This is a genomic window from Microbacterium sp. LEMMJ01 (assembly GCF_002114135.1).
Lineage (GTDB): Bacteria > Actinomycetota > Actinomycetes > Actinomycetales > Microbacteriaceae > Microbacterium.
The window spans coordinates 192,157-207,154 of the sequence record NZ_NCTV01000035.1; the positions used below are offsets into that span (position 1 = coordinate 192,157).

The 14,998-nt window shown below is 69.4% G+C and carries 15 protein-coding genes; all 15 read left to right on the plus strand.

Translation table 11 applies throughout. The features are described 5' to 3' along the window. Positions 1-14 precede the first annotated feature (14 nt). Complete coding sequence (locus tag B7W94_RS14205) at positions 15-710, plus strand: L-threonylcarbamoyladenylate synthase (protein ID WP_025103143.1); 696 nt, start codon at positions 15-17, stop codon at positions 708-710. Beyond that, a complete protein-coding gene (locus B7W94_RS14210) occupies positions 707-1,879 on the plus strand; it encodes an MraY family glycosyltransferase (RefSeq protein WP_025103144.1) in 1,173 nt (390 codons plus the stop codon). The genes B7W94_RS14205 and B7W94_RS14210 overlap by 4 nt, the downstream gene beginning before the upstream one ends. Continuing rightward, positions 1,876-2,394, plus strand: coding sequence for a hypothetical protein (locus B7W94_RS14215; protein ID WP_025103145.1), 519 nt, complete (start codon positions 1,876-1,878; stop codon positions 2,392-2,394). The genes B7W94_RS14210 and B7W94_RS14215 overlap by 4 nt, the downstream gene beginning before the upstream one ends. A 144-nt stretch (positions 2,395-2,538) precedes the next feature. Then, a complete protein-coding gene (gene atpB, locus B7W94_RS14220) occupies positions 2,539-3,327 on the plus strand; it encodes a F0F1 ATP synthase subunit A (RefSeq protein WP_036292497.1) in 789 nt (262 codons plus the stop codon). A 43-nt stretch (positions 3,328-3,370) separates the two neighbouring features. Then, on the plus strand, positions 3,371-3,607 hold the full coding sequence (gene atpE, locus B7W94_RS14225) for an ATP synthase F0 subunit C (protein WP_025103147.1): 237 nt from the start codon (positions 3,371-3,373) through the stop codon (positions 3,605-3,607). A gap of 27 nt (positions 3,608-3,634) precedes the next feature. Then, complete coding sequence (locus tag B7W94_RS14230; protein ID WP_025103148.1) at positions 3,635-4,192, plus strand: F0F1 ATP synthase subunit B; 558 nt, start codon at positions 3,635-3,637, stop codon at positions 4,190-4,192. Next, positions 4,192-4,983 (plus strand): F0F1 ATP synthase subunit delta, encoded by a 792-nt coding sequence (locus B7W94_RS14235; protein ID WP_025103149.1) that lies wholly within the window; start codon positions 4,192-4,194, stop codon positions 4,981-4,983. The genes B7W94_RS14230 and B7W94_RS14235 overlap by 1 nt, the downstream gene beginning before the upstream one ends. A 47-nt stretch (positions 4,984-5,030) precedes the next feature. Then, positions 5,031-6,671: a F0F1 ATP synthase subunit alpha gene (gene atpA, locus B7W94_RS14240; RefSeq protein ID WP_062634989.1), complete on the plus strand. Its 1,641-nt coding sequence runs from the start codon at positions 5,031-5,033 to the stop codon at positions 6,669-6,671. 19 nt (positions 6,672-6,690) lie between these two features. After that, a complete protein-coding gene (locus tag B7W94_RS14245; RefSeq protein WP_025103151.1) occupies positions 6,691-7,587 on the plus strand; it encodes a F0F1 ATP synthase subunit gamma in 897 nt (298 codons plus the stop codon). Between the two features lie 26 nt (positions 7,588-7,613). Continuing rightward, positions 7,614-9,068: a F0F1 ATP synthase subunit beta gene (gene atpD, locus B7W94_RS14250; protein ID WP_025103152.1), complete on the plus strand. Its 1,455-nt coding sequence runs from the start codon at positions 7,614-7,616 to the stop codon at positions 9,066-9,068. Positions 9,069-9,070: 2 nt separating this feature from the next. After that, on the plus strand, positions 9,071-9,331 hold the full coding sequence (locus tag B7W94_RS14255; RefSeq protein ID WP_025103153.1) for a F0F1 ATP synthase subunit epsilon: 261 nt from the start codon (positions 9,071-9,073) through the stop codon (positions 9,329-9,331). Positions 9,332-9,406: 75 nt separating this feature from the next. Further along, positions 9,407-10,153: a YaaA family protein gene (locus B7W94_RS14260; RefSeq protein ID WP_085607261.1), complete on the plus strand. Its 747-nt coding sequence runs from the start codon at positions 9,407-9,409 to the stop codon at positions 10,151-10,153. 139 nt (positions 10,154-10,292) lie between these two features. Further along, on the plus strand, positions 10,293-11,102 hold the full coding sequence (locus B7W94_RS17970) for a DUF4794 domain-containing protein (RefSeq protein ID WP_025103155.1): 810 nt from the start codon (positions 10,293-10,295) through the stop codon (positions 11,100-11,102). A gap of 243 nt (positions 11,103-11,345) precedes the next feature. Continuing rightward, positions 11,346-12,143, plus strand: coding sequence for a PP2C family protein-serine/threonine phosphatase (locus B7W94_RS14265; RefSeq protein WP_025103156.1), 798 nt, complete (start codon positions 11,346-11,348; stop codon positions 12,141-12,143). Between the two features lie 57 nt (positions 12,144-12,200). Beyond that, a complete protein-coding gene (locus B7W94_RS14270; protein WP_085607263.1) occupies positions 12,201-14,975 on the plus strand; it encodes an FtsK/SpoIIIE domain-containing protein in 2,775 nt (924 codons plus the stop codon). The last annotated feature ends 23 nt before the right edge of the window (positions 14,976-14,998 follow it).

Below are 14,998 nucleotides of genomic sequence, written 5' to 3' on the forward strand. Positions count from 1 at the left end.
AGAATCGAACCGTCATGTCCCCCATCTTCGACTGCAGCGACGAGGCGCAGCTGCTCGCCGGGATGCGCAACGCGCGTCAGGCGATCGGCCGCGGCGACCTCATCGTCATCCCCACCGACACCGTCTACGGCGTCGCCGCCGACGCCTTCTCGCCGCCCGCGGTGCAGCGCCTCCTGGATGCCAAGGGGCGCGGCCGCAATCAGCCGCCGCCCGTTCTCGTCGGCACGAAGGAGACGCTGACGGCCCTCGCGGAGGAGGTCCCGGAGCCGGTCCAGCGCCTCGTCGACGCCTTCTGGCCCGGCGGCCTCACGATCGTCCTTCCCGCGCAGCCCTCGCTGGTGTGGGACCTGGGGGAGACCAGGGGGACCGTGGCCGTGCGCATGCCCGAGGGGCGCGTGGTTCTCGAACTGCTGGCCGAGACCGGGCCGCTCGCGGTGTCCAGCGCCAACCTCACCGGCAAGGCGGCGGCGATCTCCGCGCTCGACGCCGAGAAGATGCTGGGCGACAGCGTCGCGGTGTATCTGGACGACGGCATGAGCAGGAACGGCGTCGCGTCCACGATCATCGACGCCACCTCGCTCGTCCGCCGCGCCTCCGACGCCGAGCCGGGCGTGGTCCGGGTCCTGCGGGACGGCGTGGTGACGAGAGAGCAGCTGCGCGAGGTCCTGGGCGATCTGCTCGAGCCGGAGCCGCAGGACGGGGATTCGTGAAGCAGTACCTCTTCACGATCATCGTCACCGCCGCGATCACCTTCGTGCTGACGTGGGCGGTGTGGCGGTTGAGCCTGCGCTTCAAGCTGTATCCCGGCATCCGCGAGCGCGACGTGCACACCACGCCGACGCCCCGCCTCGGCGGCGTCGCGATCTTCTTCGGCATCGTGGCCGCCTTCGCGATCTCGGCGGCCAACCCCTTCTTCCAGAGCATCTGGACGCCCCCGCAGACCATGTGGTCCATCCTTGCGGCCGCCCTCCTCATCGCCGTGATCGGGGTCATGGACGACCTCTGGGACATCGACTGGATGATCAAGCTCGGCGCGCAGTTCCTCGCCGCGGGCATCATCACCGTGGGTGGCGGCCTGCAGATCCTCTCCCTGCCGTTCGGCGACCTCATCGTGGTGTCGAGCTGGCTGAGCATCACGATCACGATGTTCGCGATCGTGATCGTCATGAACGCCGTGAACTTCATCGACGGCCTCGACGGTCTCGTCGCCGGCGTCTGCCTGATCTCCAACGGGGTGTTCTTCGCCTACTCGTACATCTTCACGCGCGACTCCGGTGCCTCGAGCTACTTCAACCTCTCCACGTTCCTCGCCGCGGTCCTCATCGGGGCGTGCCTCGGGTTCCTGCCGTTGAACTGGAGCCCGGCGAAGCTGTTCATGGGCGACTCCGGTGCGCTCGTCATCGGCCTGCTCATGGCGACGTCGGCCATCGCGATCACCGGACAGATGGACCCCTCGGCGCTGGACCCGGAGCGCCTCGGACGCTCGCAGCTGATCGGCGCCTTCCTGCCCATCCTGCTTCCGCTGCTCGTCGTGCTCCTGCCGCTCCTGGACTTCGGGCTCGCCGTGCTGCGCCGGATGAGCGCCGGCCGCTCGCCGTTCTCCCCGGACCGCAAGCACCTGCACCACCGGATGCTGGACCTCGGTCACCGCGACCGCGACGCCGTCCTCATCTTCTACGCCTGGACGGCCGTCATCTCGCTCGCCGTCCTCCTGATGTACGTCGGCGCCAGGGAGGACTGGCCGGGCCAGTACATCCCCGGCGTCGTGTTCGGCGTCGTCGGCATCGCCGCGTGCCTCGTCATCACCCTGAGTCCCACCCGCCGACGCAAGACCGCCGCGGGCGCCGCGCCCGACCCGATCCCTCTGGAGCCCCGATGAGCCCGAGCCCCGTTTCCAGCACCCCGATCCTGCGTCGCACGCTCATCTGGTCGGCCGTGGCCACCGTCGTGCTCGCCCTCGTCGCCGGCGGCATCGGATTCGCCGTCGCGCAGGGGGAGGGGCTGATCAGCGGACTGCTCGGCGTGCTCCTCGCTGCGCTCTTCCTCGGCATCACCGGGCTGAGCATCCTCATCGCGAACCGGTGGTACGGCGACCCGCTCTATGTGCAGCTCTTCTTCGCGATCGTGCTCGGCGGCTGGCTGCTGAAGCTCGGCGTCTTCGTCGTCGTGATGATCCTGCTCGCGGGACAGCCGTGGATCGAGCCGATGGTGTTCTTCCTGTCGATCGTGGCGGGCGTGCTCATGTCGCTGATCATCGACGTGGTCGTCCTGACCCAGATGCGCCTGCCGAACGTCAGCGACACCACGCTGCCCACCGAGGTGCCGGAGGACCGCGCCCCGGGAGCAGCGAACGATGCCCCGGACGGCCCGGCGGACACGGCCCCGCGGTCTTAGGGCACCCTTGGATTCTGATAGTGTTGAGGAGTGCCCGCCGCTCGCCCGCGAGCGCTTGCGCTGTGTAGCACACCGACCATCGTCGCCCCGGTTCTGACCGGTGCCCCGAAGCTGGAGCCCGCGCTGTTTAATCTTGCTGCGACCCTGACCCCCCGACTCGCGTCCTCTGATGGCGAGTTCCACGGCCCTTCGATCGATGAGTTCTTCCCGGAGATCCTCTTCCACGTCGGACCCATCCCGGTCAACCGGATCCACCTGATCCAGTTGCTCTCGGTGATCGCCGTCGTCCTGATCCTCTGGCTCGGCACCCGCCGCATGAAGGTCGTGCCCGGCCGGTTCCAGAGCCTCGTCGAGATGGGCCTCGGCTTCGTCCGCGGCGGCATCGCCCACGACCTGTTGGGCCGCAAGGACGGCGACCGGTTCCTGCCGATCCTCACCACGATCTTCTTCATGGTGCTGTTCATGAACATCACGGGCATCATCCCGTTCCTGAACATGCCGGGAACGGCGATCATCGCGGTGCCGCTCACGCTCGCCGTGGTCAGCTACGTCACGTTCATCTACGCCGGCATCAAGAAGAGCCCGAAGAACTTCTTCAAGAACGCCCTCTTCCCGTCGGGCGTGCCGTGGCCGGTCTACTTCATCGTCACGCCGATCGAGCTCATCTCGACGTTCATCATCCGCCCGGTGACCCTCACCCTGCGACTGCTGATGAACCTCGTCGTCGGCCACATGATCCTGGTCCTCTGCTTCGCAGCGACCCAGTTCTTCTTCTTCACCGCGGGTGGCGGCTGGGCCGCCCTCGGTATCGGAACCCTCGCCTTCGGTGGCGCCTTCACTCTCTTCGAGATCCTGGTGGCCGTCCTGCAGGCATACGTCTTCACCGTCCTCACCGCGGTCTACATCCAGCTCGCGGTCGCAGAAGAGCACTGAGCGGGCGGGCAACAGCCCTCCCACCCAACGAAAGGAAAAACCCGTGGACGCAACTACGGTTCTCGCTGAAATCAACGGCCACCTCGCGGCGGTCGGCTACGGCCTCGCGGCCATCGGCCCGGCCATCGGTGTGGGCATCGTGGTCGGCAAGACCATCGAGGGCGTCGCCCGTCAGCCCGAGCTGGCCGGTCGCCTGCAGGTCCTCATGTGGATCGGTATCGCCTTCACCGAGGCGCTTGCGTTCGTCGGCATCGCCGTCGGATTCATCCCCTTCCCGTAATCCCCACCGACTTCTGAAGGAGACAGGATGCTGAACGCTCTTGTCACGAACCTCGCGGCTGAGGGTGAGGCGGCGAACAACCCGCTGATCCCCGCGTGGTACGACATCATCTGGTCGGGCTTCTGGTTCCTCATCATCCTCGCCGTCGTGTGGAAGGTCGCCCTTCCCCGTCTGACGAAGATGCTCGACGAGCGGTCCGCCGCCATCGAGGGCAACATCGCCAAGGCCGATGAGGCGCAGAAGCAGGCGGAAGCGGCTCTCGAGGAGTACACCCGGCAGCTCGCCGAGGCGCGTACCGAGGCCGGTGAGATCCGTGAGGCCGCCCGTGAGGACGGCAAGAAGATCATCGCCGAGGCGAAGGAGACCGCAGCCAGCGAGGCCGCGCGTCTGACCGCCACCGCGCACACGCAGATCGAGGCCGAGCGCCAGACGGCTCTCGTCTCCCTGCGCAGCGAGGTCGGCTCGCTCGCTCTCGACCTCGCCGGCGGCGTGGTCGGCGAGACGCTCTCCGACGACGCTCGCGCGGCCGCCGTGGTCGACCGCTTCCTCGCCGATCTCGAAGCATCCGAGAAGGCGGCTCAGTAATGGGCAGCGCGACCGCTCAGGCACTCGCGGCATCCACTCAGACGCTTGCCGCAGCGAAGGACGTCACCCTCGAGACCGCGCGCGAGCTGTTCGCGGCCGCGCGGGCCGTGGGCGAATCGTCTCAGCTGAGCGGCGCGCTGGCTGACCCCTCGGCTCCGACCACGGCCCGGCAGAACGTCGTGTCCGCGGTGTTCGGCCAGTACGGCTCCGCAGCGCAGGACGTCCTGCGCACCGCGGTCGCCGAGCGCTGGTCGAACGCGTCCGAGCTGATCGACGGCCTCGAAGAGCTCGCGATCCGGGCGGCGACCATCGCCGAGCCCGGCGCGGACATCGAGGGAGAGCTCTTCGGCTTCTCGCGCGTGATCGCGGCGAACCCGGAGCTCGAACTCGCTCTCGGCAGCCGGCTCGGGGGAGAGGACGCGAAGGCCGCCCTGGTCGAGCGTCTCCTCGCCGACGCCTCCGCCAGCGCTCCGACGGCCCTCATCGTCACGTCCCTCGTGCGTCAGCCGCGCGAGCGCCGGGTGCGGCAGCTGCTGAGCCGGGCGATGCGCATCGTCTCGAGCCAGCGCGGCCGCCTCGTGGCCACGGTGCACACGGCGACCGAGCTCAGCGACGCCCAGCGCACGCGACTCGGCCAGACGCTCTCGCAGCGATACGGCGGCCAGGTGTCCCTCAACGTCGTCATCGACCCCAGCGTCGTCGGAGGCCTGCGCGTGCAGATCGCCGATGACGTCATCGACGGCAGCATCTCCGCACGACTCGCCGACCTTCGCCAGAAGCTCGCGGGCTAACACGACTTCGCGCGGGGAACCGCGCACCCAGATACAAAGGGAAGACAATGGCAGAACTATCGATCAGCCCCGACGTCATCCGTGACGCGCTGAAGGATTTCGCCGCCGCGTACGAGCCCACCGGGGCCGCGGCGACCGAGGTCGGCACCGTCATCGACGCCGCCGACGGCATCGCTCACGTCGAGGGACTTCCCGGCGTCATGGCGAACGAGCTCGTGACCTTCGCCGACGGCACCAAGGGTCTCGCGCTGAACCTCGACGAGCACGAGATCGGCGTCGTCGTCCTCGGCGACTTCACCGGCATCGAGGCCGGTCAGGAAGTCACCCGCACGGGTGAGGTCCTCTCCGTCCCGGTCGGTGACGGCTACCTCGGCCGCGTGGTCGACCCGCTCGGCAACCCGATCGACGGCCTCGGCGCGATCGCGACCGAGGGTGTCCGCGAGCTCGAGCTCCAGGCCCCCGGCGTCATGCAGCGCAAGTCGGTCCACGAGCCGATGCAGACCGGCATCAAGGCCATCGACGCGATGATCCCGGTCGGCCGCGGCCAGCGCCAGCTCATCATCGGCGACCGTCAGACCGGCAAGACGGCCATCGCGATCGACACGATCATCAACCAGAAGGCCAACTGGGAGTCCGGCGACGTCAACAAGCAGGTCCGCTGCATCTACGTCGCCATCGGTCAGAAGGGCTCGACCATCGCTTCGGTGAAGGGCGCGCTCGAAGAGGCCGGCGCTCTGGAGTACACCACCATCGTGGCGGCTCCGGCGTCCGACCCCGCCGGCTTCAAGTACCTCGCTCCGTACACCGGTTCGGCCATCGGCCAGCACTGGATGTACGGCGGCAAGCACGTCCTGATCATCTTCGACGACCTGTCGAAGCAGGCCGAGGCCTACCGTGCCGTCTCCCTGCTGCTCCGCCGCCCGCCGGGCCGCGAGGCCTACCCGGGCGACGTCTTCTACCTGCACTCGCGTCTGCTCGAGCGGTGCGCGAAGCTGTCCGACGAGCTCGGTGCCGGTTCGATGACGGGTCTCCCGATCATCGAGACCAAGGCGAACGACGTCTCGGCGTACATCCCGACCAACGTGATCTCGATCACCGACGGCCAGATCTTCCTGCAGTCCGACCTCTTCAACGCCAACCAGCGTCCCGCGGTCGACGTGGGTATCTCGGTGTCGCGTGTCGGTGGTGACGCCCAGGTGAAGTCGATCAAGAAGGTCTCCGGAACGTTGAAGCTGGAGCTGGCGCAGTACCGCTCGCTCGAGGCGTTCGCGATGTTCGCGTCGGACCTCGACGCCGCGTCGCGCCGTCAGCTCTCGCGCGGTGCCCGTCTGACCGAGCTGCTCAAGCAGCCGCAGTACTCGCCGTACCCGGTGGAGGAGCAGGTCGTCTCGATCTGGGCCGGCACCAACGGCAAGCTCGACTCGATCGAGGTCGAGGACGTGCTCCGCTTCGAGCGCGAGCTGCTCGACTACCTGCGTCGCAACACCAAGGTGCTCGACACGCTGCGGGAGACGAACGTGCTGGACGACGCGACCGTCGCCGAGCTCGACAAGCAGACCGACAACTTCCTCCTGGAGTTCCAGGGCGGCAAGGGCCACGCCATCGGCGCCCCTGGTCACGAGGAGCACGCTGCGGCCGAGGCCGAGGACGTCAACCAGGAGAAGATCGTCAAGGGTCGTCGCGCGTAATCGCGTGAGGTACTGATTCATGGGCGCTCAACTCAGGGTCTACAAGCAGAAGATCTCTTCTGCTCAGACGACCAAGAAGATCACGAAGGCGATGGAACTCATCGCGGCTTCGCGCATCCAGAAGGCGATGGCACGCGTCAAGGCGTCCACTCCCTTCGCGCGGGCCGTGACGAGGGCCGTGTCCGCCGTCGCGACGCACTCGAACGTCGACCACCCGCTCACCCGCGAGCCCGAGACGATCCGCCGCTCCGCGGTCGTGATCTTCTCGTCGGACCGCGGCCTCGCCGGAGCCTTCAACTCGCAGATCCTCCGTGAGGGTCTCGAGGTCGCGGAGCTCCTGCGTGAGCAGGGCAAGGAGCCGGTGTTCTACCTCGTGGGCCGCAAGGCCGTCGGGTACTTCCAGTTCCGTCGTATCGAGGCCGCTGCAGAGTGGACCGGCGACACCGACACCCCCTCGTTCCACACGGCGGAGGAGATCTCGCAGACGCTTCTCGAGGCCTTCAACCGTGGGGGAGAGGACGGCGGCGTCGACGAGATCCACCTCGTGTACAACCGCTTCGTCAGCATGATGACGCAGTCGCCGGAGTCCGTGCGCCTGCTGCCGCTGGAGATCGCGGAGGCCGACGACTCGGAGGCGGGCAGCACCGTCTACCCGCTGTACGAGTTCGAGCCCGACGCCGAGACGGTGCTCGACGCGATCCTGCCGGTGTACATCCAGAGCCGCGTCTTCAACGCCCTCCTGCAGTCGTCCGCCGCCAAGCAGGCCGCGACGCAGAAGGCGATGAAGTCGGCCAGCGACAACGCCGACAAGCTCATCACGGACTACACCCGCCTGCGCAACAACGCGCGTCAGGCCGAGATCACCCAGCAGATCGCCGAGATCGTCGGTGGCGCCGACGCTCTCGCATCGAGCTGACAGACCCTCAGGAAAGAGACGAAGAAATGACCACCACCGCCACGGCTGAGCAGCCGGCGACCGCGGTCGTCGGGCGCGTCGCCCGCGTCAACGGTCCGGTTGTCGACATCGAGTTCCCGCACGACTCGATCCCCGACATCTACAACGCGCTGAAGACGACGATCACGATCGGCGAGGAGTCCACCGAGATCACGCTCGAGGTCGCGCAGCACCTCGGCGACGACCTGGTCCGCGCCATCGCCCTGAAGCCGACCGACGGCATCGTCCGCGGTCAGGAGGTGCGTGACACCGGTGAGGCCATCTCGGTCCCCGTCGGTGACATCACCAAGGGCAAGGTCTTCAACGTGATCGGCGAGGTCCTCAACGGCGAGCCCGGTGAGACCATCGAGGTCACGGAGCGCTGGCCCATCCACCGCAAGGCCCCGAACTTCGACCAGCTCGAGTCGAAGACCACGATGTTCGAGACGGGCATCAAGTCGATCGACCTCCTCACCCCGTACGTGCAGGGTGGGAAGATCGGTCTCTTCGGTGGTGCCGGCGTCGGCAAGACCGTCCTCATCCAGGAGATGATCCAGCGCGTCGCGCAGGACCACGGTGGCGTGTCGGTGTTCGCCGGTGTCGGTGAGCGCACCCGTGAGGGCAACGACCTCATCCACGAGATGGAGGAGGCGGGCGTCTTCGACAAGACCGCCCTCGTCTTCGGCCAGATGGACGAGCCGCCGGGGACGCGTCTGCGCGTCGCCCTGTCGGCTCTGACGATGGCGGAGTACTTCCGTGACGTGCAGAAGCAGGACGTGCTGCTCTTCATCGACAACATCTTCCGCTTCACGCAGGCCGGTTCCGAGGTCTCCACGCTGCTGGGCCGCATGCCCTCCGCCGTGGGGTACCAGCCGAACCTCGCCGACGAGATGGGCCTCCTCCAGGAGCGCATCACCTCGACGCGCGGTCACTCGATCACCTCGCTGCAGGCGATCTACGTGCCGGCCGACGACTACACCGACCCGGCTCCGGCCACGACCTTCGCGCACCTCGACGCGACGACCGAGCTCTCGCGTGAGATCGCGTCGAAGGGTCTGTACCCGGCCATCGACCCGCTGACCTCGACGTCGCGCATCATGGACCCCCGCTACTTGGGCGAGGACCACTACCGCGTGGCCACCACGGTCAAGCAGATCCTCCAGAAGAACAAGGAGCTGCAGGAGATCATCGCCATCCTCGGTGTCGACGAGCTCTCCGAGGAAGACAAGATCGTCGTGTCGCGTGCACGTCGCATCCAGCAGTTCCTCTCGCAGAACACCTACATGGCGAAGAAGTTCACGGGCGTCGAGGGTTCGACCGTGCCGCTGAAGGAGACCATCGAGTCGTTCGATGCGATCACCCGCGGTGACTTCGACCACGTCGCCGAGCAGGCTTTCTTCAACGTCGGTGGCATCTCCGACGTGGAGGAGCGCTGGGCGCAGATCCAGAAGGAGAACGCCTGACCATGGCGCTGCACGTCAGCCTCGTCTCCGCCGACGCGGAGGTCTGGACGGGAGAGGCGAGCCTCGTGGTCGCCAAGACCGTCGAGGGCGAGATCGGCTTCATGTCCGGTCACGAGCCGGTGCTGGCCATCCTCGCCGAGGGCCAGGTCCGGATCACCCAGACGGATGGCGCCAAGGTGCTGGCGAACGCGCAGGACGGATTCCTCTCGATGGAGGGCGACGTCCTGACGATCGTGGCCGGCAACGCGGCACTCATCTCCTGACAGTCCTGTACATCGCGTCCGCCTCGACACCCGCCCGGGTGCCGAGGCGGACGCGTCTCTTTTCCCCGAGGTCCTATGAAGATCCTGCTCCCGCCGTCCGAGACCAAGCGCGAGGGCGGTGACGGCAGCCCGCTGGACGTGTCGGCGCTCGCGCTTCCCGATCTCGCGCCGCAACGGAACGCCGTGATCGACGCGCTCATCGCTCTCGCGGACGACGAGGACTCGGCGCGCCGCGTGCTCAAGCTCAGCGAACGGCAGCGAGGAGACATCGCACACAACAGGGCTCTGCGGAGCGCACCCACGATGCCCGCGGTGGACCGCTACACCGGGGTGCTGTTCGACGCCCTCGACGCGGGATCGCTGTCCACCGCGTCCCGCCGCTGGCTGGATTCCCATGTGTGGATCCACAGCGCCCCGTTCGGTCCCGTCGCCGCCCTGGACGGGGTTCCGACGTATCGGCTCGCTGCCGGCACGGCGCTGCCCGGAGTGGCGCCGCTCCGCCGTCACTGGGCCGATCCGACGTCGGCGGCGATCGCGGCCGACGCCCCCGCGTTCGTCCTCGATCTGCGCAGCGAGGCCTACGCAGCGCTCGGTCCGGTCCCGCGCGCGGTGTCGTCGGCGTACGTGCGGGTCGTCACGGAGCAGGGGAGAGCCCTGAACCACTTCAACAAGAAGAGCAAGGGGCTGCTCGTGCGCGCGCTGGCGGAGGATCGTCCGCGGCTCGGCTCTCTCCGTGCGCTGCAGCGGTGGGCCCAGGCGCATGACGTCGTGCTCCGGGACGGGAAGGTGCCCGGCGAGGTCGACCTGGTCGTCGCCGACTGACGCCCGCCCCGAGCCCGGCGAATCGCCTCCGGCGGTCGTTGCCGCCCCCTGGGCGCACCGCTACCATGTCCAATGCGAGGCGGGGAGTCTCGTGGTGGGGGACGAAAGCCGTCTCCCCTGACCAGAGAATGTGAGCCTCATGGGTTACGACGACTACGGAGCGGGCTATCTCGGCCTGCTCTTCGCCTACTTCTTCGTCATTCTGCTGATCGCGGTCGCCGGATACGTCCTGGTGTCGCTCTTCTACATGAAGATCTTCCAGAAGGCCGGAGTCCAGGGGAACTGGCGCGCCTGGGTGCCGGTCTACAACTCCATGATCTTCTTCAAGCTCGGCGACCTGAGTCCGTGGCTCGTCCTCTACGGGATCGCGGGCGCCGCGCTGCTGAGCTGGATCGGCATCGGCTTCCTGTTCTCGCTGGCCCTCGGGGTGCTCTCGGCCATCGCCGCGTGGCGCGTGGGTCTCAAGCTCCAGAAGGACGCCGTCTGGGTTGTCCTCTACGTCTTCCTCGCCGTCGTCTGGCTCGGCATCAACGCCTTCGACAAGTCGCGCTGGAACCCGAACATCCAGCCGGCACCGTGGGCGGGCAACGGATTCCTCGGCGACCGCACGGTCTGGGACGGCATCCCCGTCCAGCCCGCCGCGGCCGCGCCGCAGCAGGGCTACGGCGCGCCCCAGGGGTACGGTGCCCCGCAGGGCTACGGCACCCCTCCGCAGGGGTACGCTCCTCCGACGCAGCCGTACACCCCGCCCGCCGCTCCGGGCTACGCACCGCCGGCCGCGCCGACCGCTCCGGCGACGGGAGCGCCGATCCCTCCGGTGCCGCCCACCACTCCGCCGGCTCCGCCCGCGGCTCCGCCCACCACGCCTCCCGCGCCTCCGGCGGCTCCGCCTGCGGCGCCTCCGGCTCCGCCGACCACGCCGAACGATCCCACGCAGCCTCCTGCGTGATGACGGTGGAAGAACCCCCGGTCTCCGGACCGGGGGTTCTTCGCGTCCGTGGTGCCGGCACGCCCCGACATGCCGCTAACGTGGAGGCATGGACTCGTCGCACCGGAGGGCCGTGCACTCTCCTCCTTTCGTCCCGCGCCCCGTTCACAAGGATCCCGGTGCGGAGCAGGAGAGCGAGTTCCACTACGATGTGTGAGTATCCTGCGCCCGTCCCCTTCGCCGCAGGTCCATCGGAGGCAGTTCGTGGCTGAGACCAAGACGCACACCGTCACGGTTGCGCATCGTCCGTTGCTGCTGTCCTGGGCCGGGGTCACCGACCAGGGGCGACGCCGGGAGACGAATCAGGACGCGCTGCTCGCCGAGTACCCGTTGTTCATCGTCGCGGACGGCATGGGCGGCCACGCCGGCGGGGAGATCGCCAGCCAGAGCACCGTCACCCGGCTGCGCGCGGTGGTGGACGCGGACGAGGTCTCTCCGTCCGCGATCGAGAAGGCGCTCGCTCTCGCGGTGGACGACATCGCCGGGCACCCGGACACCACCGATGAAGGCACCGGCACCACGCTCACGGGTGTGTATCTCGATGAGCGCGAGGGGGAACCGCACTGGGTGGCGCTGAACATCGGCGATTCCCGCGTGTATCTCCTCCGCGACGACCGGCTGCTGCAGGTCACGACGGATCACTCCGTCGTGCAGGAGCTCATCACGGCGGGCAAGCTCAGCCCGGAAGAGGCCGAGGGACACCCGTACAGCAACGTGATCACCCGCGCCGTCGGCGCCAGTGAGCTCACCGCGCCGGACTACGTGACCATCGACGTGCGGCCGGGAGATCGCTTCGTGATCTGCTCCGACGGACTCACGAAGGAGCTCACGGACTACGGCATCCAGCACTTCCTCCGCGCGCACGCCGATCCGGGGGAGAGCGTCGACGCGATGCTCGCCGCGGCTCTCGACAACGGCGGTCGCGACAACGTCACCGTGATCGTCCTGCAGGTCAGCGACCCCGAGGACTCCTCCTCCCCATCCGACGACTCCGCGGAGTAGCGCCCCGCAGCCTGTGGAGAGGCCGCATCGGCACCGGGGGTGGGATGCACTGGGGGCATGGACCCTTCGCCGCTGCTCCTGCCGTCCGCATCGACACCGCTCCGCCGCCGCCCGCTTCCCCTCGTCGCCGCCGTCGTCCCCGTGGCGGCCGGCCTCGCGCTCTGGATGACGACGGGGGCCGTGCACGCGCTGTGGTTCGCGGCTCTCGGTCCCCTGATGCTGGGCGCTTCTCTCCTCGATACGGCCCGGGGGCGCCGCCGGGAACGGAAGGCCGACGCGCTCAGGGTGAGCACCGCCTGGGCCGACATCGAGGCCGAGCTGCATCGTCGCCACGCGCAGGAGCGGGCGCAGGGGGAACGCCGTCATCCGGATGCGGCATCCTGCATCCGCGACCGACCGTTGCGGGATGCCCGACCGCCGGGCGACGACACCCCGCTGGTGGTGGGACGCGGATCCCGGGCGAGCGGGGTGCGCTGCGAAGGCGGTGACGACGCCCGTGCTCACGCCTTCCGCCGCCGCTGCGCGGTGTTGGAGGACGCGCCGTGGGTCGTCGCCCTCGGCCGTGGGGTGTGCCTCCGCGGCCGGGAGCCGCTCGTGCAGGCCGCGGCTCGCGCTCTCGTGATCCAGCTCTGCCTGCGCTTCTCGCCGAGCGTGCTGTCCCTCGTCGGCGACGAGGGGTGCGACCCGGCGCTCCGAGCGCTTCCGCATGCGCAGCGGGCGCGACGCGGCGGATTCCGTCTCGCCCTCGCCACCGGTTCGGCCGGCGGGGCGGGAGCCGGTGCGGATGCCGTGATCTGGACCGTTCCGTCCGGCGCCGAGGTCCCGGAGGGCATCACGACGGTGATCGACATCGAGGAACCGGGCGCGGCCACGCTGCGGACCCCCGACGGCGAGGCCGACCTCGCCGTGGAGTTCCTGTCGTCCGCCCAGGCAGCGGCCGCGGCGGAGCTGTGCGGCGCCCGGGACGGGGCGGGGCCCGCCGTCACCGCGACAGCCCTGCGAGACCTTCCGCAGCCGCCGGCAGGGCCGGGCCTCCGCGTCGCGCTGGGCACCGGGAGGGATGGCGCGCCCGTGGGAGCCGACATCGTCGAGGACGGTCCGCACGCCATCGTGACGGGGATGACGGGCACGGGCAAGAGCGAGCTCCTCGTCAGCTGGGTCGTCGCGGTCTGCGCGGGACACGGCCCTGACCGAGTGAGCTTCCTCCTCGCGGACTTCAAGGGAGGAACGGCCTTCGACCGGTTGCGCGGTCTGCCGCAGGTGGTCGGCGTCATCACCGACCTCGATGAGACGGAGGCGCGACGCGGGGTCGCCAGCCTCGCCGCCGAGATGCGGCGTCGCGAGGCAGCCCTCGCCGCGATGGGCGCCCGGGACGTGCGCGAGACCGACCTGCCCCGTCTGGTCATCGTCGTCGACGAGTTCGCCGCCTTGCTGCAGGAGCACGCGGAGCTCGCGGCGGTGTTCACCGATGTCGCGGCGCGGGGGCGTGCGCTGGGCATGCACCTGATCCTGGGCACCCAGCGCGCCGCCGGTGTCATCCGTGACGCTCTCGCGACGAACTGCCCGCTGCGGATCAGCCTCCGCGTCGCGGAGGCCGCCGACAGTCGAGCGGTGATCGGGACCGGGGAAGCGGCGGATCTGCCCGGGGGCGCGGACGGGCGCGGTCGGGCGCTGCTCCGACGCCCCCAGGACGAGGAGCCCCACCCCGTGCGCACAGCGCTCGCGGATGACGAGCACATCCGTCGCATCGGGGAGCGGTGGTCCGGTACGACTCCGTCCGCACCGCCGTGGCACCCGGCCCTCCCCACGCACCTGCCGCTCGAGACGCTGCGGGCCGGGTCGAGGACGGGCGACCGGAGAACCGAGGAGGGGCCGCTGATCGTGCTCGGACGCGCCGACGACCCCGACCACCAGGCGCAGCCGCTGGAGGTCCTGCGTCCGGGGCGCGAGCGCGGCCTCGCTGTGCTCGGCGCTCCGGGGACCGGCAGGACGACAGCGCTGCGCGTGATCGCCGCGCAGTATCCGGAATGCACGTGGTTCCCTGATGACCCCGAGAGCGCCGTCGATCAGCTCCTTGCATGGACGGAGGAGGACGGCGCTCCCTCCGATGTCGTGCTCGCCGACGACCTCGACGCTCTCCATGCGACGCTGCCTCTCGAAGACGGTCAGGACTTCGTCCAGCGCTGGGAGCACCTCGTGCGATCGAAGGCGGCCGTCACCTGGGTGCTGGCCGCGAGCCGGGCCGTGGGCCCTCTGGCGCGCGTGTTCGATGCGCTTCCGCGACGAGCGGTGCTCCGGATGCCCACCCGGGTCGAGCACCTCGCCGCCGGTGGCGAGCTGGCGGCCTTCCGACGAGACCGGCCGCCGGGGCGGGCGGTCCTCGAGGAGCGGGAGATGCAGTTCGCGTGGATCGACACCGAGAGCGTGCCCGTGCGGCCGGTGCAGCCCCTCCGAAAGGTGGCGCCGGCCTGGGCACCGGCGGGGGAGCTGACGGCGCTGGTCACCCCGGGCGCGGCCTCGGTCGTCGAGACGCTGGCCTCGGCGCACCCGGAGTGGGACGTGCAGGCCGCGGGTGCCGAGACGAGCCGGAACGGCAAGCCGCTCGTGCTCGTCGCCGATGCCGAGAGCTGGCAACGTCACTGGGCGCTGTGGCAGCGGGTGCGGTCGCACGGGGAGGTGCTGATCCGGGCGGAGCGGCCCAGCGAGCTGCGTCAGCTCGTCGGCGTCCGCGTCCGCCCGCCGTACGCCCGACCCGACGCCGGACGCGCGTGGTCCGTGATCGGCGACCGCGCACCCCGGCGTGTGGTCATCGATGCTCTGGGGCGTCGATGACCACCCGACGGCGGCACACGGAT